The organism is Cupriavidus plantarum (assembly GCF_905397285.1).
Classification (GTDB): domain Bacteria; phylum Pseudomonadota; class Gammaproteobacteria; order Burkholderiales; family Burkholderiaceae; genus Cupriavidus; species Cupriavidus plantarum.
On record NZ_CAJPUX010000005.1, the window covers coordinates 410,696 to 436,284 of the forward strand.

Genomic DNA, 25,589 nt, shown 5'->3' on the forward strand with positions numbered 1-25,589 from the left:
TTCAGTCCAATGGCTCGATGGCGTCGCCCTTTTCGATCCATCCACCCTCGACGATCGAGCAGTTGAGGCCCGAGCGGTTGTAGAGCGGGAGGTAGAGCGGCATGCCGAGCAGCTCCTCGAGGTACTTGCACGGAAAGTTCAGCCGGCCGCCCTTGAGCACCACGTTGCCCACACGGAATCGCTTGCCGACGAGGTAGTCGAGCGGCACGCCGGACACCGTCAGATTGCGGCGGTGTTCCTCGGGCTTGAGGTGGATGGGGCCCTGTTGGAGCGGCGGGTCGTTGCGCGCGAGCGCATCGAGGACTTCGGCCGCAAACAGCGTGACTTCGCGGACGTCAGGCTTCGGCGAGTACGTGCCCGTGCCGAGGAAATAGCGGTCGCCGACGATGCCCTTGCCGGCGACGAGTTCGGCGCGGTCGAGCTCTTCCATCTCGTACGACGCCGACGGGGCGATATGGATATGGTGCAGTCGTCCACCGGTCCACTGGATCATGACTTACTCCTCGGTGGCCACACCGGCGATCGCCTCGATCTCCACGAGCACGTCGCGCGGCAGGCGGGCCACTTCGATCGTCGAACGCGCGGGAACGCTCGCGCCGAAGCATTCCTGATAGACGGCATTCATCAGTGCGAACTGGTTCATGTCCTTCAGGAACACGGTGGTCTTCACCACGGTCGCCAGGCTCGCGCCGCCGGCCTCGAGCACGGCGGCGACATTGGCGAGCGACTGGCGGGTCTGGCCTTCAACGTCCGCGGGGATGTTGCCCGTCGTGGGGTCGATCGGGAGCTGTCCCGAGCAGAACACGAGGTCGCCGAGGCGCACGCCCTGCGCGTAGGGCCCGACGGCGGCGGGTGCCTGCCCGGTCTTCAGAGTGATAGGTTGCATGGAGCGGTACGTGTGGTATCAGTACGTGATCGATAGTTTCGGAGGTTTCCGAAAGTTTCCCGATAGGAAACTTTAGTCTAACGCAGGAACGTCGCCCTGTCACGCATGGTGAATGGCATCGCCACGCGTCTCCCGCGCAAACAGCGCAGCGATGAGCGTCACGATGGCCACGCCGATCAGCAGCAGCGACACGCCCGCCGTACCGCCGAGCTTTTCCACGAGCACGGTCGCGAAGATCGGCGTCAGGCCCCCGCCAATCGCCGCCGCGACCTGGAAGCCGAACGACGCGCCGGTATAGCGAGCCCGAGCGCCGAACAGCTCGGGGAAATACGTTGCCTCGATGCTGAACATCATCCCCTGCCCAAGAATCAGACCCATCGCGATCGCGGCAACGATCAGCGTGGGATCCCGCGTATCGACCATCCAGAACATCGGGTAGGCAAACAGGACCGTGAAGGCGGTGCCGATGAAAAACAGCGGCCGGCGTCCGATGCGGTCCGCGAGCAGGCCGAACAGCGGCATGATGAACACCTCGATCACCGCGGCGATGAAGATGGCATTGAGCAGCATCTTCTTCGGCAAGCCGAGTTTCGTCGTGGCATAGACAACCAGGAACACCGTCAGCAGATAGACCCACGACACCTCGCACAGCTTGAGGCCGATGGCCACGAGGAACGACTTGCGATGGCGCGTGAACACTTCCTTGAGCGGGTTGGCCGCAAGCTCGTTCTTCGCCTTCATCTCCTCGAATACCGGGGATTCCGTGATGCGCATGCGTACGAAGCTGCCGAGCCCGACCAGCACGATGCTGAGCAGGAACGGCACGCGCCATCCCCAGCTCATCAGCGCTTCCTCGGGCAGCGAGGACACGGCCCAGAACACGGCAGTGGACAAGATCAGGCCAAGCGGGAAACCCACCTGCACGAGACTGCCATACAGCCCGCGACGATGCTTCGGCGAATGCTCGAGGACCATCAACGCCGCCCCGCCCCACTCGCCCCCGAGCCCGATGCCCTGCACGATGCGCAGCAGCACGAGCAGTATCGGCGCCCAGACGCCGATCTGCTGGTACGTGGGCAACAAGCCGATGGCAAAGGTACCGACGCCCATCAACAGCAGCGACATCAGCAACATCGACTTGCGGCCGAGCCGGTCGCCCATGAATCCAAACACCGCGCCCCCGAACGGCCGCGCGAGGAACCCGACCGCCGCGCTGCCGAGCGCCGCGAGCGTACCGAGCATCGGATCCGCGGCGGGGAAAAACAGCTTGTTGAAGATCAACGCGGCGGCGGTGCCGTAGATCAGAAAGTCATACCACTCGATGATGGTGCCGACGGAGCTGGCGAAAAGCACCCGGGCAAGATTGGATTCGTCGGCGACGGCCGGCTGTGCCGGCGTCGCAATGGCTGCTGGATAGGTCACGGTGGCACTCCCCCTAGGGTTTCCCAAAAAGTTTCCCGATGTTTCCCATATGCACAACGTGTGCCACCCGGCGTGGCATATAGGAAAGCGGGAACATGAGGGTCGGCGGACCTACCCGGGGTCACTTGAAGACGCGGAAACTAACGGAAAAAAAGCGCGATTTGAGTGCGGCGAGCACTACGGAAGTGCGGGGAAGCGCGAGGCTGGCACCACGATCGCGGTGCCGGAGGCCTTGTTCTGAGGCTAGCTCTGGTTTTCCCTATTGGGAAACTTCGAAAGGGGAAACTTCGAAAGCTTCGTTTTTTAACCCTTGGAGAACTCGCAGAACCGCAGCCGGTTGCCGAACGGATCGGCGATCTGCATCTCGCGGCCCCAGCCGGTCGGCTCGATGCCTGGGCGGGCGTAGCCATACTGCCTGGCGATCAATTCCTGCTGAAAGGCGTCGATGTCTTCCATCGGCACGAAAACCGCGGAGCCGGGCGTGGCGTCGCCGTGGTGTTCGCTCAGATGCAGCGTCAGGCCGGATCGGTGGATTTGCGCGTAGAGCGGCAGGTCCGGTTCGAAGCGGTGCTCCCAATCCAGCGTAAAGCCAAGGAAGTCGAGGTAGAACTCCTTGGCTTTGTCGACGGAGAAGATACGGAGGATGGGGACCGCGGCGGAGAGTTGCATCGTGAGCGACGGGACGAATAGGAAGGACTTCGATGATACGGGAATGCCAGCGGCCAGGCCCGCAAAAAAAATCTCGCGAAGTGTGTAAGGAACGCAGGCAAGGCTCCGACTACCGTCCAGATCGTCGCCGACGGTCGCCGCAACGGCGCTTCCCAATGCTGCCGTGCGGCATTGACAGACACCAAGGAGTCTTCACCATGAACAAGCAATCCGCCCTCGTCGCCGCCGCCCTCGTCGGTCTGTTCTCTGCCGGTGCCGGTGTCGCGCATGCCGCCGACGCCAATGCCGACAAGGAGAAGTGCTACGGCGTCGCCATGGCTGGGCAGAACGACTGCGCGAGCAGCTCCGGTAGCCACTCGTGCGCGGGGCAGTCGAAGGCCGACAAGGATCCGAAGGACTGGAAGTACGTTGCCAAGGGCACCTGCGCGCAGATGGGCGGCAAGCTGAGCGCCAAGTAAGCGACAAGTAAGCACCAAATAAGCACGACACCCCGGCGGAGCCCTGCCATGACCTCGCGTCCTCCCTCACGCGCCGCCGCGCCCGGCGATCTCGGCTTCGGTATCGGGCTGCGCACGTCGCTCTATGCGGAAGTGCTGGCCCGGCGCCACGTTGCCGATCGCGCCGACTGGTTCGAGGTGCATACCGAGAACTACCTCGGCGCGGGCGGGCGCGATCTTCGCGTGCTCGAAGCCCTGCGTCCCGACTATCCGTTGAGTCTGCATGGCGTGGGACTGGGACTCGGCTCCGCCGCCGACGATCATTTCGCCCCGCATCTCGAGCGCATTGCCGCATTGGTCGAGCGGATAGAGCCGGCGCTCGTCTCCGAACACCTGTGCTGGAACCGCATCGCGCGGCATCAGTTCAACGATCTGCTGCCGCTGCCGCTCACGGATGGCGCGCTCGCGCTGATGGCCGACCGCGTCGACCGCATGCAGGCGCGATTGCGGCGGCCAATTCTCGTCGAGAACGTGTCCACGTTCCTGCGTTACCGCGACGATCAAATGAGGGAGACCGAGTTCCTCGCCGCGCTCGCGCGGCGGACGGGCTGCGGGATCCTGCTCGACATCAACAATCTCTACGTGAATCAGTTCAACCACGGCGAGGACGCTCATCGCGCGCTCGACGATCTTGCCGCCTTGTCCACCGGCACGATCGGCGAGATTCATCTGGCCGGGCATCTCGAGGCCGGCGACGATGCGACCGGACGCGTGCTCATCGACCATCATGGCGCCGCCGTGGCGGAGCCGGTCTGGGCGCTGTACGAAGCGGCGATCGCCAGGCTCTGCCGCGGCGACGGCGTGGCCATTCCCACGCTGATCGAATGGGACACCGACGTGCCGCCGCTCGACGTGCTGCTGGCCGAACGCCGGCTGGCCATCGATCATGCATGGCACGCAATGCGCCCCGTCGTCACGCGAGAGGACGGCCATGCGATCGCCTGACGCCCAGCAACGGTTGTTCGCCCGGGCGATCGTCGCCTCTCGGCTCGACACCGGCATCGCTTCCGCCTGCCTGTCCATCTTCACCGGCGAGGAAGATGCCATCCGCCGCCGCCTGGCCTATTACCGCGGGAATCAGCAGGCTACTGCGCTGTCCGTACTGGGCAATGCGTATCCCGTAGTGCGCGCATTGCTCGGAAACGAGTTCTTCGAAGCGCTGAGCGACGTATATCGCCGCGCGCATCCGTCGGACGATCCCGACCTGCATCGCTTTGGCGGCGCGTTCAGCGATTTCCTCCGGGCGTTCGAGCCGGTCGCGCCCTACCCCTACGTGCCTGAGGTCGCGCGACTCGAATGGCTTTGCCATGGCGCCTACTACGCGCGGGACGACACACCGCTGACCGTGGCCGACCTTGCGGCGTTGTCGCCGGACACGGTGGCATCGATGCCCGTCGCGCTGACAGCCTGCACGCGGCCGTTCACGTCGCCCTGGGATGCGGTGACGATCTGGCGCGCGCACCAGCCCGACGGACCGGCGCTACCGGAAGATCCGCAAACGACGAGCGCGGGCATCGTCGTGCGTCCGGGCTGGCGCGTGAACGTGTTGCCCGCCTCCCCGGCGGAAGCCGTCGCGCTAGCCTCGCTGGCATCGAGCGCCGTCGACAACCCCACGGCGCTCGGCGCGTTGCTGCAACGCGCGGCTACTCTCGATCGTCAGTTTCAACCCGCTGAGGCGCTGTCGCGCTGGCTTCATGCCGGCATGCTGCGCCACGTGTCCTGAAAGGAACGAGACATGAACACCATGACCCAACCCTCGCCACAACCCTCGGACGACGGCTCCCATGCCGGCGCCGCGCGCCGCACGTTTCGGCAGGCCGAGCAATGGCTCGGCGACTGGGGACTGTCGCTCGTGCTGCTCGGCATCCGCTGGTATGTCGGCTGGCAGTTCTTCGCGTCGGGCAAGCTCAAGCTGATGGACTGGGGCTCGACGCTCGCGCTGTTTCGCGACGAGTATCACGTGCCCCTGCTGCCGCCGCATATCGCCGCGATCGCGGGCACGTTCGGGGAGCTCGCGTTTCCATTGCTGCTGTTCGTGGGATTGTTCTCGCGGCCGGCCGCGCTGGGCCTGTTCGCGGTGAACCTGATGGCGGTGATCTCGTATCCGGATCTATGGACGTTCGAATGCCCGGCCGCGATCCAGAGTCATCTCTACTGGGGCATGCTGCTGCTCGTACCGCTGACCGCCGGTGCCGGACGGCTCAGCCTCGACGCTCGCCTACACGCAACCCTCCACGCGCTGCGCAACCGCCGCTGAGCGGTCCGTCAATCGTCGCGCTCGCCCGGCTCCTGCTGACCGAGCCGGCGCATCGCATTGCGCATGATGCGCATCTGGCCGTTGAAGTTCGTGCACGCGTCGCAGATGGCCAGATGCATGCGCATCCGCACGCGCTCCACCCACGTGAGCGGCTGATCCATGCCCTTCATGGTGAGAAAATGCACCTCTTCGCATTTAGGCAGCAGGTGCTTGCGGGGACCATCGGGAAAATCTGGCATGGGATTCCTGTGAGCGTCAGGTCCCGCGCTGCCCGAACCAGTTGAGTTCCAGGCATTCGCGCAGGCGCATGCGGGCGCGATACAACATCACCCATGCGTTCGTCGCGCTGATCTTCAAATCCTGACAGATTTCTTCGGTCTCGAGTTCCAGCCATTCGCGCATCATGAAGATGCGGCCGGCCTTGGCGGGCAGCTTGTCTACGCACAACTGCAAGATCTCGAAGAACTCGCGCCGCTCGAGCGAACGGTCGGGATTGCCCCAATCCGAAGGTGGATCCTGATAGTGGCCATTGCGCGTGAACAGCGCATCGAAGGCATCGTCGTCCGATTGCGCCTCGCCATCCTCGTTCGATGCCAGCGCGATGCGTACCTCGCGCTTGCCGCTGCGCAGCAGGTCCACGATCTTGTGCTTGAGGATGCCGACGAGATAGGTGCGCAGCGCGGACTGCCCGGCGAACCGCTCGGGATGCTCGAGCGCCGCGAGGATGGTCTCGGAGACGGTGTCCTCGGCGAGGCTGTCGTCGCGCAGTTGCAACCGCGCAAAGCGCAGCAGATACGGCCGGACGGTCTCGAGTTCGTTGGGGTCGATTCCCGCGGTAGACGATGCCATTTGATCTCGTGGCTCTTGTTCTGTGAGTCGGCACGATCCTCATGCCGCGACGATCGCCATGATACCCGTTAGACATCCGAAAAGCACAGGGATGGAACAGCGCTTGCGTCGAGCGTGCAGCGCGCATGTCCCCACAACCCGCAAAGGACACCCCATGCCAAGCTCACCCAGCGATACCGTCGCCATCCGCCCCCCTCCGCGCTCACGCGCCGACACCGCCGCACCCGGCACCAGCACGGATGACGTGGAAACCACGCGTCATATTTCCGAAATTACCGCGCAAACTTACAAGCCGCCCGCGGCACATCCGACCCACCTCCGCATCAACGGTACCGAGTACCGGCTCGACATTCCAGCCTGGACCACCCTGCTGGACCTCTTGCGCGACCGACTGGACCTCACGGGCACCAAGAAAGGCTGCGACCACGGCCAGTGCGGCGCCTGCACCGTCATCGCCGATGGACGGCGCATCAATGCCTGTCTTGCCCTGGCCGTCGCTTACGACGATGCGGATATCACGACCATCGAAGGCATCGCCACCGAGGAAGCGGGCGATACCCCCGGCGGCCTGCATCCGATCCAGCGGGCGTTCATGGCGCATGACGCGTTTCAATGCGGCTACTGCACGCCGGGCCAGATCTGCTCCGCGGTCGCGTTGCAGAACGAAGCGCCCGTCCTCAACCGCGCCGAACTGAGCGAGCGCATGAGCGGCAACCTCTGCCGCTGCGGTGCATACGCGCAGATCGTCGACGCGATCGCCAGTGTGCTCCTGACGGACGGCGATGCGTCCAACAACGCAGCCAACAACACGACCAACAACAAGGAGCAGCCATGACGCCGTTCCGCTATCTGCGCGTGGACACCGTGCCGGAGGCGCTCGCCGCGATCGCCACGCTCGCGGGCGATGCCGAACCGGGCCACGACCGCGAAGGCCGGTTATTCGCCGGCGGCACCAACATGCTCGACCTGATGAAAGAGAACGTGATGCACCCGCACGCGCTCGTCGACATCGGTCGCCTGCCGCTGGCCGATATCGGCTACCGCGACGACGGCACGCTGCACCTCGGCGCGCTGGCGCGTAACGCCGATACCGCCGAGCATCCCGACGTGAAACGCGATTTCCCGATGCTGCGCGCCGCCATTCTCGCCGGCGCATCGGGCCAGATCCGCAACATGGCGACCAATGGCGGCAACCTGCTGCAGCGTACGCGCTGCATGTATTTCTACGATGCGGGGGTGCCCTACAACAAACGCGCACCGGGCACCGGATGCCCCGCCGCGCACGGCATCGCGCGCCAGCACGCCATTCTCGGCGCAAGCGAGCATTGCATCGCCACGCATCCGTCGGACATGTGTGTAGCGCTGGCCGCCCTGGATGCCGTCGTCCATGTGGAATCCATACGTGGCACGCGAGAGATTCCGTTCGTGGATTTCCATCGCCTGCCCGGCGACAGACCCGATCTCGACACGGTGCTCGAGCCCGACGAACTGATCACGCATGTCGCGGTCCCGCCCAATCCGTACGCACCCCACAGCACCTATCTGAAGGTACGCGAGCGCGCGTCGTTTGCGTTCGCGCTCGTCTCCGTCGCGGCGGCGCTGGAGCTTTATCCGGACAACATGATCCGCAGCGCGCGCCTCGCGCTTGGCAGCGTCGCGCACAAACCGTGGCGCGATACGGAAGCGGAAGCGATGCTCGTCGGCAAACCCGCCACGACAGACACGTTCATCGACGTCGCGGCATTCCTGCTGCGCGATGCGCGCGCTTGGGGCGGGCCCGCGCTGCCCGAGAGCACGCAGGGCAACGCCTTCAAGATTCCGCTCGCGCAGCGCGCCGTCGTGCGCGCGCTGGAGATGGCGGCAGCCGGCATCGTCACCAACACCGGTGCGGACGCGTTCCGCATGGAGGGTCAGCCATGACCAGAACGACATTGCCTCCGGGCGAGGACGGCCGCGACTGGCATGCGGAGTCCAACCAGCAGCCGATCGCCCCGCCGAATACGGGGCCCGCGGGCATCGGCACCGCCGTACCGCGCATCGACGGCCACGCCAAGGTGACGGGCACCGCGCGCTATGCGGCCGAGCATCCTGTCGCCGACCTGTGCCATGGCGTGGTGGTCAACAGCACCATCGCGCGCGGGCGCATCGTGCGCATCGATACGTCCGCCGCGCTTGCGGTCGAGGGCGTGCTCGACGTGCTTCATCATGACAACCGTCCCTCGATGCGCTCGCTGCGCGTCTTCTACAAGGACATGACGGCGCCCGCGGGCATTCCATTCCGGCCGTTGCACGACGCGCAGGTGCATTCGAGCGGGCAGCCGGTGGCGCTCGTCGTCGCGGAAACGTTCGAGATCGCGCGGCATGCGGCCAGCCTCGTGCATGTCGAATACGAGGTGTACCCGCACGAGACGCACATGCTCTCGCGCCGCGACGCCGCGCACGAACCCGGCGGTTACAAGGCGGGCTACTCGAAACCGCCCAAGCCCAAGGGCAATCCGGATGCCGTGTTCGCGCAGGCGGACGTCACGGTCGATGCCGAGTTCTATGCGGGAGCCGAACACCACAATCCGCTCGAGATGCATGCGAGCACCGTCATTCGGGACGATCGCGGCCATCTCACCATCTACGACAAGACGCAGGGGTCGCAGAACTCGCGATGGGTCGTGTCGCGCGCGTTCGGGCTGCCGGGGCGCAAGGTTACCGTGCGCAATCCATTCGTGGGTGGCGCGTTTGGCTCTGGCCTGCGGCCGCAGTATCAGCTCCTGATGGCCGTCATGGCATCCCTCCAGCTGAAGCGCTCCGTCCGCGTCGTGCTGACGCGCCAGCAGATGTTCACGTTCGGCCATCGGCCGGAGACATGGCAGCGCGTCCGGCTCGCGGCATCGCCGGACGGCAGGCTCGGCGCGATCATCCACGAAGCCGCGGCGGCGACGTCGCGCGACGAGGACTACGTCGAGGTCGTGGTCAACTGGTCGGGGCAGCTCTATGCGTGCGACAACATCCGCTACAGCTACAAGCTCGTCGATCTGGATCAGTTCACGCCGATCGACATGCGCGCGCCCGGTGCCGCGCACGGCGTGCATGCGATCGAAGTGGCGATGGACGAACTGTCGTATGCGCTTGGCATGGATCCGCTCGCGCTGCGCAAGATCAACTACGCCGAACGCGACAGCAACAAGGACCTGCCGTTCTCCACCAAGCAGTTGATGGAATGCTACGAGCAGGGCGCGCGCGCCTTTGGCTGGGATCGCCGGCCCGCGGCGCCGCGGAGCATGCGCGAGGGGCACGAGCTGATCGGCTGGGGCATGGCCACGGGCACGTGGGATGCGATGCAGATGGCGGCGCGGTCCAGCGCCACGTTCCATGCCGATGGGCGGCTCGAGGTCGCGTGCGCGGCGACCGATATCGGCACGGGCACTTACACCGCGATCTCGCAGATCGCGGCGGGGGCGATGGGGTTGCCGCTGGAACAGGTCGTATTCCGCCTCGGCGACTCGGATTTGCCGTTCGCGCCAATCGAGGGCGGGTCTTCGCACATCGCCACCGTCGGCGCCGCCGTCGATGCCGCGTGCGAGAAGCTGCAGCGCCGGTTGTGGCGACTGGCGCGCGGCATCGCGGGGCATGGCTTCGAGGACAGCGCGTTCGAGGACGTGATGTTCGTGGACGGGCACATCGCATTGCGCGCGCGCCCCGATGTCGCGCTACCGCTGCATCGCGTGCTGCAAATGCGGGAGCGCGCCAATATCGCCGTGCGGCACATGCTCGTGCCGGACATGCTGCGGCAGAAGAAGTCGGTACGCGCGGTGCATTCGGCCGTGTTCTGCGAGGTGCGCGTCGATGAAACGCTCGGGACCATGCGCGTCACCCGCGTGGTCAGCGCCGTGGCCGCGGGGCGCATCGTGAATCCGCTCACCGCGCGGAGCCAGGTCGTGGGTGGCGTGGTATGGGGGATCAGTCAGGCGCTGTTCGAGGAAACGCTTGCCGATCACCGGCTTGGCCGTTTCATGAACCACAACCTTGCCGAGTATCACTTCGCGGCGAATGCCGACATCCACGATATCGACGTGATCTTCGTCGAGGAGGATGACCGCGTCGTCAGCCGCATCGGCACGAAAGGCGTCGGCGAGATCGGGCTCGTGGGCGTGGCGGCGGCCATCAGCAATGCCATCTACCACGCCACGGGCGTGCGGCTGCGGTCCACGCCGATGACCCCCGACAAGCTGCTGCGGGGGTCGGCGGTGTAAGTCCGCTGTCCGAATGTTATGCGCCCCAGCCGGTCATTGCGGCATACGCGATGCCGGTGGCGCAGACGATGCCCAGCAGCGCCGCATAGTAGCGGACGCCATGCTGCTGGCACGGTCCCCGATAGTTCCGGGCGGAATGCTGGATATGTGGCTTCATGGCTGACCCCCATCGACGCGCTGTATTGGTGCGCCGCACGGCCCCCCGTGCGGCGTTTTTGCTTTGTAGCAACTTCCAGGCCATCTGTCCGCCGCAGCGTGGATGGGCCGTCTTGCGGGGCGGTGTGTATCGTCATATGTGTGGCGATTACGCTAATACACGGCGATACAAATCGGCCCGGATTTGACACATACGGCTTGCGATGCGGCCCCAGACTTCATTCCAGTTCCTTGCGACCGCCCTCCGCGGCAACCCCATCAGGCATAACTGGAGAAGAACATGACGGACAAGATCGACCTGCCTCGCCGAGGCTTTCTGGGTACCGCGGCGCTGTCGCTGGCGGCGGCGCAGTTTGGCCTGATACAGGCAGCCCATGCGCAGGGCACCCTGCCGAAGGCGGCGTCCGTCCCGCCGACGGCGCCGGGCACGCATACCTCGCTCGGTCCGATCAAGCAGATCCAGGCGGGGGCGTTGAACGTCGGTTACGCCGAGGCCGGCCCCGCCGATGGTCCGGTGGCGCTGCTGCTGCATGGCTGGCCGTACGACATCTACAGCTTTGCCGACGTGGCGCCGCTGCTGGCCGCGCGCGGGTATCGCGTGATCATGCCGTTCCTGCGGGGCTTTGGGACGACGACGTTCCTGTCGGCCGACACGCCGCGCAACGGGGAGCCGGCCGCGCTGGCGGTGGATGCGATCGCGCTGATGGATGCGCTGAAGATCAAGACGGCCGTTGTGGCGGGCTACGACTGGGGTGGCCGCACGGCGGACATTCTCGCCGCGCTGTGGCCGGAGCGGTGCCGTGGGCTGGTGGCCGTGAGCGGCTACCTGATCGGCAGCCAGGCGGCGGGCAAGCAGCCGTTGCCGCCGGAGGCGGAGCTCCAATGGTGGTACCAGTTCTACTTCGCGACCGATCGCGGTCGTCTGGGCTATGAAAAGTACACGCACCAGTTCGCCAAGCTGATCTGGCAACTGGCCTCGCCGAAGTGGAAGTTCGACGATGCGACGTACAACCGCAGCGCCGCGGCACTGGACAACCGCGACCACGTGGCCATCACGATCCACAACTACCGCTGGCGCATGGGCCTGGCCGAGGGCGAGGCCAGGTACGACGACATCGAAAAGAAACTGGCCACGGGCCCGACGATCGGCGTGCCGACCATCACGATGGAAGGCGACGCCAACGGCGCGCCGCACCCGGCGCCGAGCGCCTATCGGAGCAAGTACACGGGCAAGTACGAGCATCGGGACATTGGCGGCGGCGTGGGCCACAACCTGCCGCAGGAAGCACCGACCGCCTTCGCGCAGGCGGTGCTGGATGTGGACAAGTGGGGGGGTTGAAGTTCTGACCCAGGGGGGGCCAAGCCCCCCCCGTCACGCTGCTGCGCCACAATCCCGGCGACACGCTCGACCGGGTAAGCGATCGCCCCTTCAAGTCCCGCGCGTCACGCGCAACACCTGCCCGTTGCTGAGCACATAGAGCTCGCGCGCGGCATCCGAGCCGAACGAATACACGGTTCCCGGCAACGGCAGCGACCAGTCGACGGACTCCGTCACCGCCCCGTTCCGATAGGCAAAGCTCTGCAGCCGCCCCGTGCACAGATCGGTATAAAAGTAGCGCCCCTTCAGCTCGGGCACCGCGCTGCCGCGATACACATAGCCGCCCAGAATCGCGCACCCGCCATCCGCATGGCTGTACTCGAACGCCGGCGGCGTCAGGCCCGACGTATCGCACGACGACGCGCCCACGCAGGTAGTGCCCTCGGTCCGGTCCCATCCGTAGTTCAGCCCCGCGGCCGTCGAGGGCTGCACGTTCACCTCTTCGCGCGCGCCCTCGCCCACATCGGCGATATACAGCAGTCCGTCCGTATCGAACGAGAAGCGCCACGGATTGCGCAACCCGCTGGCCCAGATCTCGGCCCTGCCGCCGCTGCCGCCGGCGAACGGGTTGTCCGGCGGCACGACATAGCCGCTGCCACGCACATCGATGCGGATGACCTTGCCGAGCAGCGAGCCCGTGTTCTGCGCATTGCCGGCGGGATCGTTCGAGCCGCCCCCGTCTCCGGTCGCCAGATACAGCATGCCGTCAGGACCGAAGGCGAGTTGCCCGCCGTTGTGATTCGACTGCCCCGGGTGCGGGATCGACAGCAGCACCGTGCCCGACGGATCGGCCACATTGGCATCGCCGGTCGACACTTGATAGCGCGCGACGGTGATCGCCCCGTCCGTGGCCGTGTAGTAGACGTAGAAGCGGCCGTTTGTTGCATAGTTGGGGTCGAACGCCATCGACAGCAGTCCGCGCTCGCCATCGGTCGTCGTGAGCGCCGACATATCGAGGAAAGGCGTCGCCAACGGCGTCGCCGGTGCGTTGCCATTCGGCAGGATGCGGATGCGCCCCGCCCGTTCGACCACGAAGAGGCGAGGATCGTTGGCCGGGGCCGTCAGGAAGATCGGCGCGCTGAGGCCCGTGGCCACGGTCGTCAACGCCAGACGGAAGGTTTGCGGCGCGCCATAGGCGACCGTCACCGATGGCGATGCGCCTCCGCTCACCGTGGCGGTCTGACTTGCCTGCGCCGCGGTGTAGAGCGAGGTGCCGTTGAGCACGCTGTCGCCAGCGATCGTATAAGTGCCCGCGGCCAGCCCGGTCAGCGTGGTCGACGCCGTCACGGTGCGGCTGAAGCCGCCCGGCCCCGTCACGGAAACATTGGCCGGCGTATTGGCGGGCAGCCCCGACACGGACAACGCGAGGGTCCCGGTGCCGCCGCCACCGCCGGGATCGTTCGGTCCGCCTGTCGATCCCCCGGAAGCCGCCGTCCCGGCCGACCCACCATCCCCACCCCCGCCACACCCCGCCAGCGCGAGCACGCCGGCACATAGGACAAGACACGAAAACTGCCGGAACTGCCGGATTACGGTGAGCATGACCGCCTCCTGGAAAGAGAATTCCGCTGCAGAGTGAAAGAAATGCAGAACAGATTTACATCGAAACAGGGACACCACCGTTTCCACGCAGGACAGCGCGGGCGACCGGAGGGAAAGGCCATCGGATAAAGCAATTTATCGACCAAGAAACTTCTGAAAATGTTGTGGGATTGATCTGGATTGAAATCGGACGCAGGAGGCGGGGGTACCATCCCGGTCGTTTCAGAGATTCGCGGTCGTTTTAGAGATCCGCGGTCGTGTCCACGATCGACAGACACATGCCTACCGACACCATGAATGCTCAAGATATCCAACCCGCCATGCCGCCGAGCATGCTGTTCCACGGCACCGCGAACCGTTTCGTGCCGTCGATTCTCGCGCAGGGCCTGCTGCCCGGCACACGCCGCCATGTCACCCTCGCGCACGACCCCCACCGGGCGGCCGTGGTGGGACATCGCTATGGGCAGGCAGTCGTGCTGACGGTGCATGCCTTGCGCATGCACGACCAGGGCTTCCGGTTCTACCGGGATGCGGACGGTAACTGGCTGACAGCGCATGTGCCGGCCTGCTTCATCCGCTGAACAGGTGACCGCCGCCAAAACAAAAACGCCGGACCCTGGGGTCCGGCGTTCGGCAGCGGTGCGGTGCGGTGTGATGCGGTGAGGTGTGATGCGAGGCGAGGCGACGATCAGCGCGTGCGCGTCACCGTGCCGCTGACTTTCTCCTGTTGCTGCAGGCGAGCGATACGACTCATCGTCTCGCGGAGTTCCGCCTGCGCGGCGTCCTGCTGCGCCTGCAGATCCTGCACCTGGCTGCGCTCTTCCTGCCCGCGTTCCGCGGCAAGCCTGGCCTGCTCCTGCGCCACGCCGATATCGGCTTCCAGACGCCGCTCGACCTCGCGCGCGGCCACGAGCTTCTGCACGACCTGCGTCTTCTGCGTTTCCACGCGGGCGCGCTGCATTTCCACATCCGACAGCCGTTCGGTCTGCCGCACGAACATCGCGTAGTTGGCATTGGCGCGGACTTCGTCGCCGCTGCGGATCACGCGCCAGTAGGTCTGTTGCTGGAGCAGCGCGACGTAGTACTTGCCCAGCTGGCGATCGAACAGGAGCTGCGCTTCGTAGCTGCCGTTGGCCGTCTTGCGCAGCGCCGCGACGGTGCCGCCGGCGATGCGTTGCTGGAGTTCCTGCGCGGTGCCGGCGCTGCTGGCGTCCACCGCCACCACGACCGGTTGCCGAGCCGCCTGCGCCGGAGGCGCATCCTTGTCCGGAGCGCTGACGCCCTGCGCGAATGCCGTTTGACCCGCCGTCAGCAGCACCGCGACGGCAAAGCCCGAAACGGCCTCCGTTCGGCCGATGAACTTCGTCATATCCCTGTTCTCCCCTTCGGAAAGGCCCCGTCCGCGCGGGGCAAACCAACGCCGTACAGACTTGACCTCGGCGTGTTAACGGCTGGGCATTTTGATTGCTTTAATCCCAAGCTGCGGATTTTGTCAGAAATGATTGATCCGTGGTTGATATTTGCAATCGCACCACAGTGGGACTTCTGGGGAAATGAGAGAAGTTAGCGAGGGCTATCGGTACTTCGCAGCGAGGAGCGCGAGCAACCCCGGCAATGCCAGCTGGCCAAGCCATTGCAGCATGGCCACCTGCGTCTCCCGCCAGCCATCGACGTCGGCCAGATAATTGAACGTGCCGATCACGCGGCCGCCGTGGCATAGCGGCACGTTGACCACGCCGCGCAGCCCAAGCTCGCGAATCAGCGCGATATCGTCGAATACCGCCGACAGCGCCTCGTCGCCCTCGCCCACGAAGACTTCGCCGCGTTGCAGCAGTTGCCGCGTCCACGGGGTGTCGCCCTTCGCCTTGGTACCGCCGACGGGGTACGCCGCGATATCGGACGACCACAGCCGCTCGATGGTCGCGGTCTCGGCATGCCACGCGTTGATCGTCAGCAGGCCCGGCCCGAGCAGGCCGAGCGTGGCCCTGCCCACGGCGTCGAACACGTCGGCCGGGGCGACGGCGCCCCGCAACGCCTCGCACAGGCGGCCGACCTGGCCGACAGTGAGCAGGACCAGCTCGTCGTTGTCGCCGCCGTCGGTGGCGTCGCTGATATACGTGTCGCTGGACATCATGCGGCCCGGCATCGGGTCATTCAGCCTGAATACCGAGTTCGCGAATCAGCTTGCCGTAGCGGTCCGCATCGCGGCGCAGGATCTTGCCGAACTCCTGCGGCGTCGATGTCGCGGTCTCCACGCCGATCTTGTCCATCTGCGCCTTCACTTCGGGCAGCGTCATCACCTTGTTGATCTCGGCGTTCAGGCGCTTGACCAGATCGGCCGGCATGCCCTTGGGACCGAACGCGCCGTACCACACCGACAGTTCATAGCCAGGCAGCGTCTCGGCGACCGTCGGCACGTTCGGCAGCAGCGGCGAGCGCTTGGCTTCGGTCACCGCCAGCAGGCGAAGCTTGCCCGCGTTGACGTGCGGCAGCGTCTGCGTGCCGGCCGAGAACAGCAGCTGCGTCTGGCCCGCGACAAGGTCGACCACGGCGGGCGCGCCGCCCTTGTACGGCACGTGGAGCATCTCGATGCCCGCCATCTTCGCGAACAGCACCGCGCTCAGGTGGTTGGTCGATCCCGAACCCGCCGACGCGTACGCAATCTTGCCCGGGTTGGCCTTGGCGTAGTCGATCAGCTCCTTCACGCTCTTGGCGGGCACCGACGGATGCACCACCATCGTGTTGGTCACGTAAGCCAGCAGGCCGAGCGGCGTGAAATCGTCCACGCCCTTGAACGGCATCTTCGGCATGAGCGCCGGGTTCATGGCGTGCGTGCTCATCGAGCCGACGAGCAGCGTGTAGCCGTCCGGCTGCGCGCGCGCGACGAAGGCCGAGCCGATGTTGCCCGATGCGCCCGGACGGTTATCGACGATGACGGGTTGGCCGAGCGATTTGGTCAGATGCTCCGACAACACGCGCGCGAGGATGTCCGTGGACCCGCCCGCCGCCCAGGGCACGATCAGCGTGATGGGCTTGGTCGGATACGCATCCGCCGCGCCCGCGGCGGTGGCCATGCACATTGCCATCGCGGCCACACCGCGCAGCAGGCTCTTGACTACGGACCTCATGTTTCAACTCCCTGTCGTGTTGCGGACGCCTCGTCGGTATCGAACGATGGCCGCGGGTTTCGTCTGAGTTGTCTCTTGTCGTTGTTATGAACGTCGCGCGCCCGGCCTATCGGCCGACCGCGTATCCCTGCATGCCGCGCGCGTTGGCTCCCGCGCGCAGCACCAATCGTCCCCGGCTGTCGCGGTCGCGCGTGGCGGCGGACATGCGGCCCTCGGACCAGTCGTCGCCCACGCGCACTTCGTGCCCGCGCGCGCGCAGGCCCGCAATCGTTTCCGCCGGCAGCCGCCCTTCCACGCTCAGGCGATTGAGCACGGTCTGGCGCGGCCAGAACGACCCCGGGAAATGGTCGATATGCCAGGCGGGCGCGTCGATCGCTTCCTGCAGGTTCATGCCATGCACGGCATGCCGCAGGAAGAATGCCAGCGACCATTGATCCTGCTGGTCGCCGCCCGGCGTACCGAACACCATGTACGGTTCGCCGTCTCGCAACGCGAGCGACGGCGACAGCGTGGTGCACGGGCGCTTGCCCGGTGCGAGCGTATTGGGCAAACCCGGTTCCAGCCACGTCATCTGCAGGCGCGTGTTGAGCGCGAAGCCGAGCGAGGGAATCGTCGGGCTCGACGACAGCCAGCCGCCGGACGGCGTGGCCGCGACCATGTTGCCGTGCCGGTCGATCACGTCGATATGGCAGGTGTCGCCGACGAACAGCTCACGTTCGGCCCATTCGCTGACGGGGGGCAGCGACGCGAAGGTCGGCTCGCCGATGCCGAAGCGGACGTCGGCCGTGGCCAGCGTGCGATCCGCCACACCAAGGTCCGGCAGGCGCGGGGCCATGCCATTCAGCAGCGTGCCGGCATCGATGGCGGTCGCCGCTTGCGTGCCGATGCGCGCGGCGCGCGCCGCAAGGTATTGCGGGTCCAGCAGCGCGGACAATTGCGACGGGACGAAGTCGGGGTCGCCATACCACGCGAGGCGGTCGGCCATTGCGAGCTTGGCGGCTTCCGCCACCTTGTGCACGAACTCGATCGACGTCGGCGTATGCGCGTCGATGCCCGCGTGGCGCAACATGCCGAGCTGTTGCAGGAATACCGGGCCCTGGCTCCAGATACCGCACTTGGCCACGGTGTAGCGGCCGAAGTCCATCGTGGCGGGGGCTTCGACGGTGGGCGCGAAGGTGGCCATGTCGTCGTAGCGGATCAACCCTTTGTGGCGCTCGCCCGTGGTGTCGCGCACCGGCGTGGTGCGGCAATACGTGTCGATTTCCTGTGCGACGAAGCCGCGGTACCAGCAGTCCATCGCGGCATCGATCTGCCCCACGCGCGTATCGGCCGCACCCATGGCGGTTTCCACGATGCGCGTGTACGTGTCGGCCAACACCGGCAGCGTGTGCAGGCTGCCGGGACGCGGCACCTTGCCTTCGGGCAGCCAGGTTTCGGCCGAGCTGTGCCACTCGTCGCGGAACAGCGACTGCACGGCGAGGATGGCTTGCGAGATGCGCGGCACGAGCGGGAAACCGTTGCGCGCGTAGCCGATCACGGGCTCCAGGACCTGCGCAACGGTCCACGTGCCGTGGTCGCGCAGCATCGTCATCCATGCGCCAAACGCGCCGGGCACGGTGGCGGGCATCAAGCCGATGCCCGGCATCATCTCGAGGCCCATCGCGCGCATGGCCGCGGGGTCGGCGAGCGCCGGCGCGGGGCCTTGCCCGCAGACCGAACGCACCTGCCTGTCGCGTTCGCTCCAGAACAGGATGGGGACTTCCCCGCCCGGGCCGTTCAGGTGGGGCTCCACCACCTGCAGCACGAACCCCGCCGCGACGGCCGCGTCGAACGCATTGCCCCCGCGCTCGAGGACGCCCATGGCGGTCTGCGTGGCGAGCCAGTGCGTGGATGCGGCGACGCCGAAGGTGCCGACGATTTCCGGGCGGGTCGTGAACATGGGCGAAAAGTCCGTATGAGTGCGGTCAGTATAGGACCATGAAATAACCGTCACGCGCGATTTCATTATTGTGGTATTACTATTTGGTTATACCCAACGATGCGCCGCCCTGCTTATGCCCGCTCCTTCGGACCAACTCCTGCACAACGTGGTCTCGCGCCTGCGGCTACGGCACCTGCCGCTGCTGCTGGCGCTGGAACGCCAACGCTCGGTGTCGCGCGTGGCGGCGGAACTCGATCTTTCGCAGCCGGCGGTGACCAAGGCATTGCGGGAGATCGAGGACATCTTCATGACCCCGTTGTTCGAACGCACGCGCCAGGGGCTGGAGCCCACCGCCGTGGGCACCGCGGTACTGGCCCATGCGCGCGTATCGCTCGCCGAAGCGGAGGCGTTGGGCCGCGAACTCACGGCCATCGAGGCGGGATTGCGCGGTCGGCTACGGCTCGGCGTCATTCCCTACATCTCGCGCCCGGTGCTCGATGCGGCGTGCGCGTATGGACTGGACCAGCAGCCTCGTTTATCGGTACTCGTGCGGGAGGGGACGACCGACGAACTCGTCAACGCGCTGCGCCTGCATGAACTCGACTGCGTGATCGTGCGATCGTTCTATGTGCCCGGCGAGGACATCGTGCAGGCGCCGCTGTATCGCGAGGAACCGGTACTGGTCGTCCCATCGCGCGCGGCAACCCGGCTCGCACGCGGCCCGCTGGACTGGCATCGGCTGGCCTCGCTCGACTGGATCCTCCCGCCACCTCACACCCCGGTTCGCCGCACGATCAACACGATGTTCGCCACGGCCGGGGTGGCACCGCCATTGCCCACCGTCGAGACCTACTCGATCAAGACCACCGCCACCCTGTTACGAAGCCAGCCCGCCGCCATCACCATCGTTCCCAAATCAGTCGCCGCGGAGCTGGTGGACGGCGGCGCGGCGGCGGTGCTGCCTTACACGCTGAGCTGGGATCTACCGCCGGTGGGGATCATGTGGCGCCGGCAGGCGGAGCAGAACGAGGTGGTGTCGGCGTTGGTCACGGCGTTACGGAAGGTGGTGGCGTAGTCTCCAGCGCTTACGCCCCCGCTTGGGGGAGAGGGCACCACCTCTCGCATATACTGCCGTATGGCCTACGATCTCACCGATAAACTCGTCATCGGCATCTCCTCCCGCGCGCTGTTCGACCTCGAGCTGGAGAACGGTATCTATCAGCGCGACGGTGTTGCCGCCTACACCGCCTATCAGCGCGAACACGAAGATGAGCCGTTGCGGCCCGGGACCGCGTTCCCCCTCGTCCGCGCCCTGCTGAAACTGAACACCGCCATCCCCGGCAGGCGCCTCGTCGAAGTCGTGGTGATCTCGCGGAACTCGCCCGACACGGGGCTTCGCGCGTTCAATGCCATCGAGGCCCACAAGCTCGACATCACGCGCGCCGCATTCACCGGCGGCGAGTCCATCGACCGGTATCTGCATGCGTTCAAGGTAGACCTGTTCCTGTCGCGCGATGCCGCCGACGTGCAGGCGGCGATCGACGGCGGCGTGGCGGCCGCGCAGTTGTACGACGTGCCGCCCGACTATCAGGCCCCCGACAACCAGATCCGCATCGCCTTCGATGGCGACGCCGTGCTGTTCTCCGCCGAGTCCGAACGCATCTACAAGCAGAAAGGACTCGAAGCGTTCATCCGCCACGAACAGCGGCATCGCCACAAGGCCATGACCGAAGGGCCGTTCGCCAAGCTGCTGCTGCGGCTCGCGGAAGTGCAGCAGCATTTCCCGCCCGGCGAATGCCCGGTGCGCATTGCCATCGTGACCGCGCGCAACAGCCCCGCCCACACGCGCGTCATCCACACCCTGCGCGCGTGGAATGTGGAGATCGACGAGGCGTTCTTCCTCGGCGGGCTGCCGAAGGACCAGGTGCTGCATGCCTTCGGCGCCCACATGTTCTTCGACGATCAGGAGATCCACGTCGAGAGCGCCGCGGCCGTCGTGCCGTCGGGTCATGTGCCCTACAAGGGCGGGCAGCTGCTTGCGCCGTCGCGCAAGCGGCGCGTGGCCAAGCCCGCCACGCCCGCCACACCCGCCACACCTGACATCGACCTGCTGACGGAAGCATCCGGCGACGCCACGCCCGACGCCGCATGAAGACCGTCCCGCTATATGTACTCACCGCGCTGGCGGAGATCCTCGGCTGCTACCTGCCGTACCTGTGGCTACGCCAGAACGGCAGCGCATGGCTGCTGCTGCCGGCTGCCGCATCGCTCGGGCTGTTTGCCTGGCTGCTGGCGCTGCATCCCGACGCCTCGGGACGCGTGTACGCCGCGTACGGCGGCATCTATATCGCGGTCGCCATCTGCTGGCTATGGCTCGTGGACGGCGTGAAGCCCAGCCCTTGGGACATCGCCGGCGTGGCGGTCGCCATCGCGGGCATGGCCATCATCGTGTTCCAGCCTCGCTAGCTTGGCCAGGTGGGGGCCACAGAAAGCGCTCGTCGATCTCGGCGACCGACGTCACGCCGAGCATCGCCATGTTGCGCGACACTTCCTGCTTCATCAGCGCAATCGCCTTGCACACCCCCGCCCTTCCCTGCACGGCAGCCGCATAGCAAAACGGGCGCCCCACGAACACGAACTTCGCCCCAAGCGCGAGCGCCTTGAGGACATCGCTGCCCCGCCGCACACCGCTGTCGAGCATGACCGGCACGGACGGACACGCCCGCACCACGTGCGGCAATACCCGCAGCGGCGCCACCGCGCCATCGAGCTGCCGCCCGCCGTGGTTGGACACGATGATCCCATCCACACCCGCATCGACCGCCATCCGCGCGTCCCGCGCATCGAGAATGCCCTTGATGACGAGCGTCCCCGGCCACAGCTTGCGAATCAGCGCGAAATGCCGCCAGTCCAGATGCCCGCGGTCGGCAAAATCGCGTTGCACGTTGGGCGAGAGAATCGGCGCCCCACGCGTCGCGTAGTTGTTCTCGAAATGCGGCAGGCCATGCCGCACCACCGTCCGGAGGAACGTGCCGAACAGCCAGCGCGGATGCGTAACGCCCTCCCACGCGAGCCGCGCGCTGGGCCGCAGCGGCGCGGAAAATCCCGCCCGCGCATAGTTCTCGCGATTGGGCTGCACCGGCGTGTCCACCGTGACCACGAGCGTGCCGAAGTTCGCGGCGCGCACGCGCTCGATCAATGCAACGATGTTCGGCTCGTCGCCGGGTAAATAGGCCTGAAACCACGCCTCGGGATTGACCCGCGCAACCTGCTCGAGCGGAATCAGTGACGACCCGCTCATGATCATCGGCACGTTCTCCTGCGCGGCCGCCTCCGCCAGCACGATATCGCCGCGGTACGCGGACAGCGCCGCGAGCCCCATCGGCGCGATGCCGAACGGCGACGCATAGGTGCGGCCGAACAGCGGCGTGGCCATCGAGCGGCGCGAGATATCGACGAGCACGCGCGTGACGAGGCCCACATCGTCGAACGCCTCTCGGTTCCCCTGGAACGAGCGATACCGCTCGGCCGCGCTGGCGATGTAGCCGAATACCGGCGCGGGCAGGTGGCGGCGCGCGGCCGCCTCGAAATCATCGAGACACAGCATCTCGCTCATCGGGTCGCTCTCATCGGGTCACTCATTCCGGCTTGATGCCCGACTTGCGCACGAGCTCGCCCCATTTCACGCTCTCCGACGCCATGTACTGCCTGAACGTCGCGCTGTCCGAGGCCTCCACCTTCATGCCCTGCGCCGCCATCTTGGCGCGCGTCTCGGGATCGGACGTCACCACCTTCACGCCCTGCTCGAGTTTCCGCACGACATCGGCGGGCGTGCCGGCCGGCGCGTACAGGCCAAACCACGTCAGCGCCTCGAAGCCCTTGAGCCCGGACTCCGACACCGTCGGGATAGTCGGCGCGCTTGGCGCCCGTTCGAGGCTCGACACGGCAATCGCACGGAGCTTGCCGCTACGGATGTAGGGCAGCAGCGTCGGCAGGTTGCTGAACATCAGCGGTACCTGGTTGCCGAGCACGTCGGCGATGGCATTGGCCTCGCCCTTGTACGGCACGTGCACCATCTGTACGCCGGCCATCGTCGAGAACAGCTCGGCCGCGACATGCTGCGGACCGCCGGGGCCCGACGATGCATAGTTGAGCGCGCCGTTCTTTTCGCGCGCGTACTGGATGACGTCCTGCACCGTGTGCAGAGGCAGCGATGGATGCACGACCAGCACGAGCGGCACGGAGGCGATCAGCGAGACCGGCGCAAAGTCCTTCACCGGGTCGAAACGCAGCTTCGGATACATGCCCGGCGCCACGACCATCGTCGATTGCGTGCCGAGCAGCAGCGTGTAGCCATCGGGCCTGGCGCGAGCGACGGCTTCCGCCGCAATGGTGCCCGTCGCGCCGGCGCGGTTCTCGATCACGAACGACTGGCCCAGGTCCTTGCTCAGGCCCTGCCCCACGAGGCGCGCGACCTGATCCACCGCGCCGCCCGCGGAGAACCCCACCAGCAGCGTGGCGGGCTTGGTCGGATAGTCGGTGGAGGCGGCTGCGATGCCGGTGCCGCCGAACGTGGCGGCAAGGCCCGCGCACAGCGATGCCGTGATGAACTGACGGCGCGAGGCCGCCGGCCGTGGCGCGCGGGCTTCCCCGCCGGTGTGTGTCATGTCTGTCTCCTTTGATTTATTGTTGGGCGGCCGCGTCGGGCGCGACCGTCCCCGCAACGCGCGCTGCGCCGCGCGTTGTCCTGCCCTGCTCAAGCGTTGTGAGTCAGTCTTTCTGTTGCGCGCGCCAGGCCTGATAGCGCTTCTTGTTCTCTTCGTTGGGCGGATACAGGCCCGGCAGCTTCTCGCCCGCCTCCACCTGCTGCATGATCCAGCCCTCGACGCGTTCCTGCTCCTCCGCCTCTGCTACGACTTCCTCGAGCAGATCGGCCGGGATGAGGACAGCGCCGTCGTTGTCGAGCACCACGACGTCGTTCGGGAACACCGCCACGCCGCCGCAGCCGATCGGCTGCTGCCAGGCGACGAACGTCAGACCGGCCACCGAGGGCGGTGCCGCGGCGCCACTGCTCCACACGGGCAGGCCCGTCCCGCGCACGCCGTCCACGTCGCGCACGACGCCGTCCGTCACGAGCGCGGTCACGCCGCGTTTGCTCATACGCGCGCACAGGATGTCGCCGAAGATGCCGGCATCCTTGACGCCCATCGCATCCACCACCGCGATGCACCCCGCGGGCATGTCCTCGATGGCGGCACGCGTGGAGATCGGCGACGACCACGATGCCGGTGTCGCCAGGTCTTCGCGCGCGGGCACGAAGCGCAGCGTGAAAGCGCGGCCCACGAGCCGCGGGCTGTTCGCATGCAGCGGCATCGCGCCGCGCAGCCAGACGTTACGCAGGCCCTTCTTGAGCAGTACCGTGGTCAGCGTGGCGGTGGTGATCTTCGAGAGCACCCCAATCGTGCGCGGGTCGAGCGGCAGGGATTCAACGGTCATATTGGATGGGCCTCCTGGCCGGAAAAGGAATGGTTCAGATGCTGGCGATCAGCCCGCCATCGACACGGACGACCGAGCCGGCGATACCCGGCCTGCCTCGCCGGGCCATTGTGGGCATGTCCAAACTGCAGGACAATTGCGTTTTCTCGCGTTCAGAGTGAAGTTTTTGTTTGGTGTGCCCACATGGATACACGTTTCATCGACACCTTCGTGATGGTGGCCGAATGCGGTTCGATGGCCGAGGCCGCGCGGCGGATCAATATCACGCCGACGGCGTTGTCGCAGCGGCTCCGGACGCTGGAGCGTGAGCTCGGCGCGCCGCTGGTGACGCGGTCCGGCAGGTTCGTGCGCCTTACCGAAGCCGGTGCGCGGCTGCTCGCCCGCGCCCGCAGGTTCCAGCGCGACGTCAGGGAACTGGAGATGGCCGTCTCCACGGAAGGGTTTCCGGGAGGCCTGCGCATCGGCACCATCCGTACCGCGCTGACCAACGTCATGCCCGACCTGCTGCGGTACATCGCCCTCCGTCATCCCCGGCTGGACGCCACGATGGAGATCGGGACCTCGCACGACCTCTACCATCAGGTGGTCACGGGCAAGGTAGACGCCGCGCTGCTGGTGGAGCCGCCGTTCAAGCTGCCGAAGGCGTACGTCTGGCACACATTACGCACGGAACCCCTCGTGCTGCTGGCCCCCGCGCATCTGGCCGACCAGAACCCCGACAGGATCCTCGCCGAACAGCCAATGATCCGCTACGACCGCCGCACCTGGGGTGGGCTGCTGGGCGAGCAATATCTTCAGGAACGCGGGCTGCATCCGCAGGAACGGTTCGAGCTGGATTCGCCGGATGGCATCCTGCTGCTGGTGAGCATGGGGCTCGGCGTGTCGCTGGTGCCCGACTGCTACCCGCGCACCGCGGTGCCGGACACCGCGGTGATCCTGCCGCTACCGGAGGGCAGGCCCGTCAGGCAGCTCGGCTTCCTGTGGCCGAGGCAATCGCAATACGCGAGATTGTTCGAGGCGATGGTGGAGACCCGCCCCGCCGGCATGCCCTGATGCCGATGGTTCGCCCCCCTCTCCCTCGGGGAGAGGGGCCGGGGGAGAGGGTTCAATGGTCTGGCGAGCCGCAGGCAAAAACCCTGTAAAG

The 25,589-nt window shown here is 66.4% G+C and carries 28 protein-coding genes; 13 read left to right on the plus strand and 15 right to left on the minus strand.

Features of this window, described 5'->3' with window-relative positions; genetic code table 11:
* Window position 1: 1 nt before the first annotated feature.
* The 4 genes from KHP16_RS21930 to KHP16_RS21945 form a co-directional block, all read right to left on the minus strand.
* The gene (locus KHP16_RS21930; RefSeq protein ID WP_109583827.1) at window positions 2-493 is read right to left on the minus strand and encodes an MOSC domain-containing protein; all 492 of its coding nucleotides are present in this window, start codon (window positions 491-493) and stop codon (window positions 2-4) included.
* A gap of 3 nt (window positions 494-496) precedes the next feature.
* Window positions 497-886, minus strand: a complete 390-nt coding sequence (locus tag KHP16_RS21935; protein WP_109583826.1) for a Rid family detoxifying hydrolase — start codon at window positions 884-886, stop codon at window positions 497-499.
* A gap of 99 nt (window positions 887-985) precedes the next feature.
* On the minus strand, window positions 986-2,308 hold the full coding sequence (locus KHP16_RS21940) for an MFS transporter (protein ID WP_244214735.1): 1,323 nt from the start codon (window positions 2,306-2,308) through the stop codon (window positions 986-988).
* Window positions 2,309-2,611: 303 nt separating this feature from the next.
* On the minus strand, window positions 2,612-2,977 hold the full coding sequence (locus tag KHP16_RS21945; protein ID WP_109584387.1) for a glyoxalase superfamily protein: 366 nt from the start codon (window positions 2,975-2,977) through the stop codon (window positions 2,612-2,614).
* Between the two features lie 197 nt (window positions 2,978-3,174).
* Between KHP16_RS21945 and KHP16_RS21950 the strand changes: the two genes are divergently transcribed.
* Genes KHP16_RS21950 through KHP16_RS21965 form a run of 4 tightly spaced genes read left to right on the plus strand, consistent with a single transcriptional unit; the run spans window position 3,175 to window position 5,731 of the window.
* Window positions 3,175-3,435: a BufA1 family periplasmic bufferin-type metallophore gene (locus tag KHP16_RS21950; RefSeq protein ID WP_109583825.1), complete on the plus strand. Its 261-nt coding sequence runs from the start codon at window positions 3,175-3,177 to the stop codon at window positions 3,433-3,435.
* A 48-nt stretch (window positions 3,436-3,483) separates the two neighbouring features.
* Complete coding sequence (gene bufB, locus KHP16_RS21955; RefSeq protein WP_211961118.1) at window positions 3,484-4,419, plus strand: MNIO family bufferin maturase; 936 nt, start codon at window positions 3,484-3,486, stop codon at window positions 4,417-4,419.
* Complete coding sequence (locus KHP16_RS21960) at window positions 4,406-5,197, plus strand: HvfC/BufC N-terminal domain-containing protein (protein WP_181366189.1); 792 nt, start codon at window positions 4,406-4,408, stop codon at window positions 5,195-5,197. The genes bufB and KHP16_RS21960 overlap by 14 nt, the downstream gene beginning before the upstream one ends.
* A 12-nt stretch (window positions 5,198-5,209) precedes the next feature.
* On the plus strand, window positions 5,210-5,731 hold the full coding sequence (locus KHP16_RS21965) for a DoxX family protein (RefSeq protein WP_244835948.1): 522 nt from the start codon (window positions 5,210-5,212) through the stop codon (window positions 5,729-5,731).
* Between the two features lie 8 nt (window positions 5,732-5,739).
* On the opposite strand, the gene KHP16_RS21970 is transcribed toward KHP16_RS21965, so the two are convergent.
* The gene (locus tag KHP16_RS21970; RefSeq protein WP_109583822.1) at window positions 5,740-5,970 is read right to left on the minus strand and encodes a zf-HC2 domain-containing protein; all 231 of its coding nucleotides are present in this window, start codon (window positions 5,968-5,970) and stop codon (window positions 5,740-5,742) included.
* Between the two features lie 16 nt (window positions 5,971-5,986).
* On the minus strand, window positions 5,987-6,580 hold the full coding sequence (locus KHP16_RS21975) for a sigma-70 family RNA polymerase sigma factor (RefSeq protein ID WP_115954209.1): 594 nt from the start codon (window positions 6,578-6,580) through the stop codon (window positions 5,987-5,989).
* 154 nt (window positions 6,581-6,734) lie between these two features.
* On the opposite strand from KHP16_RS21975, the gene KHP16_RS21980 reads away from it, so the two are divergent.
* The 3 genes from KHP16_RS21980 to KHP16_RS21990 are packed head-to-tail and all read left to right on the plus strand — an operon-like array spanning window position 6,735 to window position 10,824.
* Window positions 6,735-7,415, plus strand: a complete 681-nt coding sequence (locus KHP16_RS21980) for a (2Fe-2S)-binding protein (protein WP_211961119.1) — start codon at window positions 6,735-6,737, stop codon at window positions 7,413-7,415.
* Window positions 7,412-8,500, plus strand: coding sequence for an FAD binding domain-containing protein (locus KHP16_RS21985; RefSeq protein WP_211961120.1), 1,089 nt, complete (start codon window positions 7,412-7,414; stop codon window positions 8,498-8,500). The genes KHP16_RS21980 and KHP16_RS21985 overlap by 4 nt, the downstream gene beginning before the upstream one ends.
* Window positions 8,497-10,824 (plus strand): xanthine dehydrogenase family protein molybdopterin-binding subunit, encoded by a 2,328-nt coding sequence (locus tag KHP16_RS21990; protein WP_211961121.1) that lies wholly within the window; start codon window positions 8,497-8,499, stop codon window positions 10,822-10,824. The genes KHP16_RS21985 and KHP16_RS21990 overlap by 4 nt, the downstream gene beginning before the upstream one ends.
* A gap of 16 nt (window positions 10,825-10,840) precedes the next feature.
* Here KHP16_RS21990 and KHP16_RS21995 read toward each other — a convergent pair whose 3' ends face one another.
* Window positions 10,841-10,981 carry a hypothetical protein gene (locus KHP16_RS21995; RefSeq protein ID WP_167468486.1) on the minus strand — a complete coding sequence of 47 codons (141 nt, stop codon included), beginning with the start codon at window positions 10,979-10,981 and terminating at the stop codon, window positions 10,841-10,843.
* A gap of 279 nt (window positions 10,982-11,260) precedes the next feature.
* Between KHP16_RS21995 and KHP16_RS22000 the strand changes: the two genes are divergently transcribed.
* Window positions 11,261-12,319, plus strand: a complete 1,059-nt coding sequence (locus tag KHP16_RS22000; protein WP_109583817.1) for an alpha/beta fold hydrolase — start codon at window positions 11,261-11,263, stop codon at window positions 12,317-12,319.
* Between the two features lie 90 nt (window positions 12,320-12,409).
* Here KHP16_RS22000 and KHP16_RS22005 read toward each other — a convergent pair whose 3' ends face one another.
* Window positions 12,410-13,900: a PQQ-dependent sugar dehydrogenase gene (locus KHP16_RS22005; RefSeq protein WP_179594142.1), complete on the minus strand. Its 1,491-nt coding sequence runs from the start codon at window positions 13,898-13,900 to the stop codon at window positions 12,410-12,412.
* A 278-nt stretch (window positions 13,901-14,178) separates the two neighbouring features.
* Here KHP16_RS22005 and KHP16_RS22010 point away from each other — a divergent pair, with 278 nt between their 5' ends.
* The gene (locus tag KHP16_RS22010; protein WP_109583815.1) at window positions 14,179-14,481 is read left to right on the plus strand and encodes an RNA 2'-phosphotransferase; all 303 of its coding nucleotides are present in this window, start codon (window positions 14,179-14,181) and stop codon (window positions 14,479-14,481) included.
* 107 nt (window positions 14,482-14,588) lie between these two features.
* Here KHP16_RS22010 and KHP16_RS22015 read toward each other — a convergent pair whose 3' ends face one another.
* From KHP16_RS22015 to KHP16_RS22030, 4 genes are all read right to left on the minus strand, one after another.
* Window positions 14,589-15,269, minus strand: a complete 681-nt coding sequence (locus tag KHP16_RS22015) for a DUF2968 domain-containing protein (RefSeq protein ID WP_109583814.1) — start codon at window positions 15,267-15,269, stop codon at window positions 14,589-14,591.
* 204 nt (window positions 15,270-15,473) lie between these two features.
* Entirely contained in the window at window positions 15,474-16,034 is a 561-nt protein-coding gene (locus KHP16_RS22020) for a GAF domain-containing protein (RefSeq protein WP_244835950.1), read from the minus strand.
* A 16-nt stretch (window positions 16,035-16,050) separates the two neighbouring features.
* On the minus strand, window positions 16,051-17,028 hold the full coding sequence (locus KHP16_RS22025; RefSeq protein WP_121492296.1) for a Bug family tripartite tricarboxylate transporter substrate binding protein: 978 nt from the start codon (window positions 17,026-17,028) through the stop codon (window positions 16,051-16,053).
* A gap of 106 nt (window positions 17,029-17,134) precedes the next feature.
* Window positions 17,135-18,967 (minus strand): gamma-glutamyltransferase family protein, encoded by a 1,833-nt coding sequence (locus tag KHP16_RS22030; protein ID WP_211961122.1) that lies wholly within the window; start codon window positions 18,965-18,967, stop codon window positions 17,135-17,137.
* Window positions 18,968-19,082: 115 nt separating this feature from the next.
* Here KHP16_RS22030 and KHP16_RS22035 point away from each other — a divergent pair, with 115 nt between their 5' ends.
* The 3 genes from KHP16_RS22035 to KHP16_RS22045 are packed head-to-tail and all read left to right on the plus strand — an operon-like array spanning window position 19,083 to window position 21,415.
* Window positions 19,083-20,024, plus strand: coding sequence for a LysR family transcriptional regulator (locus KHP16_RS22035; RefSeq protein WP_109583811.1), 942 nt, complete (start codon window positions 19,083-19,085; stop codon window positions 20,022-20,024).
* Between the two features lie 60 nt (window positions 20,025-20,084).
* Window positions 20,085-21,101, plus strand: coding sequence for a 5'-nucleotidase (locus KHP16_RS22040; RefSeq protein ID WP_211961123.1), 1,017 nt, complete (start codon window positions 20,085-20,087; stop codon window positions 21,099-21,101).
* Window positions 21,098-21,415, plus strand: a complete 318-nt coding sequence (locus KHP16_RS22045) for a YnfA family protein (RefSeq protein WP_211961124.1) — start codon at window positions 21,098-21,100, stop codon at window positions 21,413-21,415. The genes KHP16_RS22040 and KHP16_RS22045 overlap by 4 nt, the downstream gene beginning before the upstream one ends.
* Here KHP16_RS22045 and KHP16_RS22050 read toward each other — a convergent pair.
* The 3 genes from KHP16_RS22050 to KHP16_RS22060 form a co-directional block, all read right to left on the minus strand.
* Window positions 21,393-22,565, minus strand: a complete 1,173-nt coding sequence (locus KHP16_RS22050) for an alpha-hydroxy acid oxidase (protein ID WP_115954201.1) — start codon at window positions 22,563-22,565, stop codon at window positions 21,393-21,395. The genes KHP16_RS22045 and KHP16_RS22050 overlap by 23 nt on opposite strands.
* Before the next feature lie 22 nt (window positions 22,566-22,587).
* Complete coding sequence (locus KHP16_RS22055; RefSeq protein ID WP_244835951.1) at window positions 22,588-23,616, minus strand: Bug family tripartite tricarboxylate transporter substrate binding protein; 1,029 nt, start codon at window positions 23,614-23,616, stop codon at window positions 22,588-22,590.
* A 103-nt stretch (window positions 23,617-23,719) separates the two neighbouring features.
* On the minus strand, window positions 23,720-24,445 hold the full coding sequence (locus KHP16_RS22060) for a ribonuclease activity regulator RraA (protein ID WP_109583807.1): 726 nt from the start codon (window positions 24,443-24,445) through the stop codon (window positions 23,720-23,722).
* A gap of 183 nt (window positions 24,446-24,628) precedes the next feature.
* On the opposite strand from KHP16_RS22060, the gene KHP16_RS22065 reads away from it, so the two are divergent.
* Window positions 24,629-25,498, plus strand: coding sequence for a LysR family transcriptional regulator (locus KHP16_RS22065; RefSeq protein WP_109583806.1), 870 nt, complete (start codon window positions 24,629-24,631; stop codon window positions 25,496-25,498).
* The last annotated feature ends 91 nt before the right edge of the window (window positions 25,499-25,589 follow it).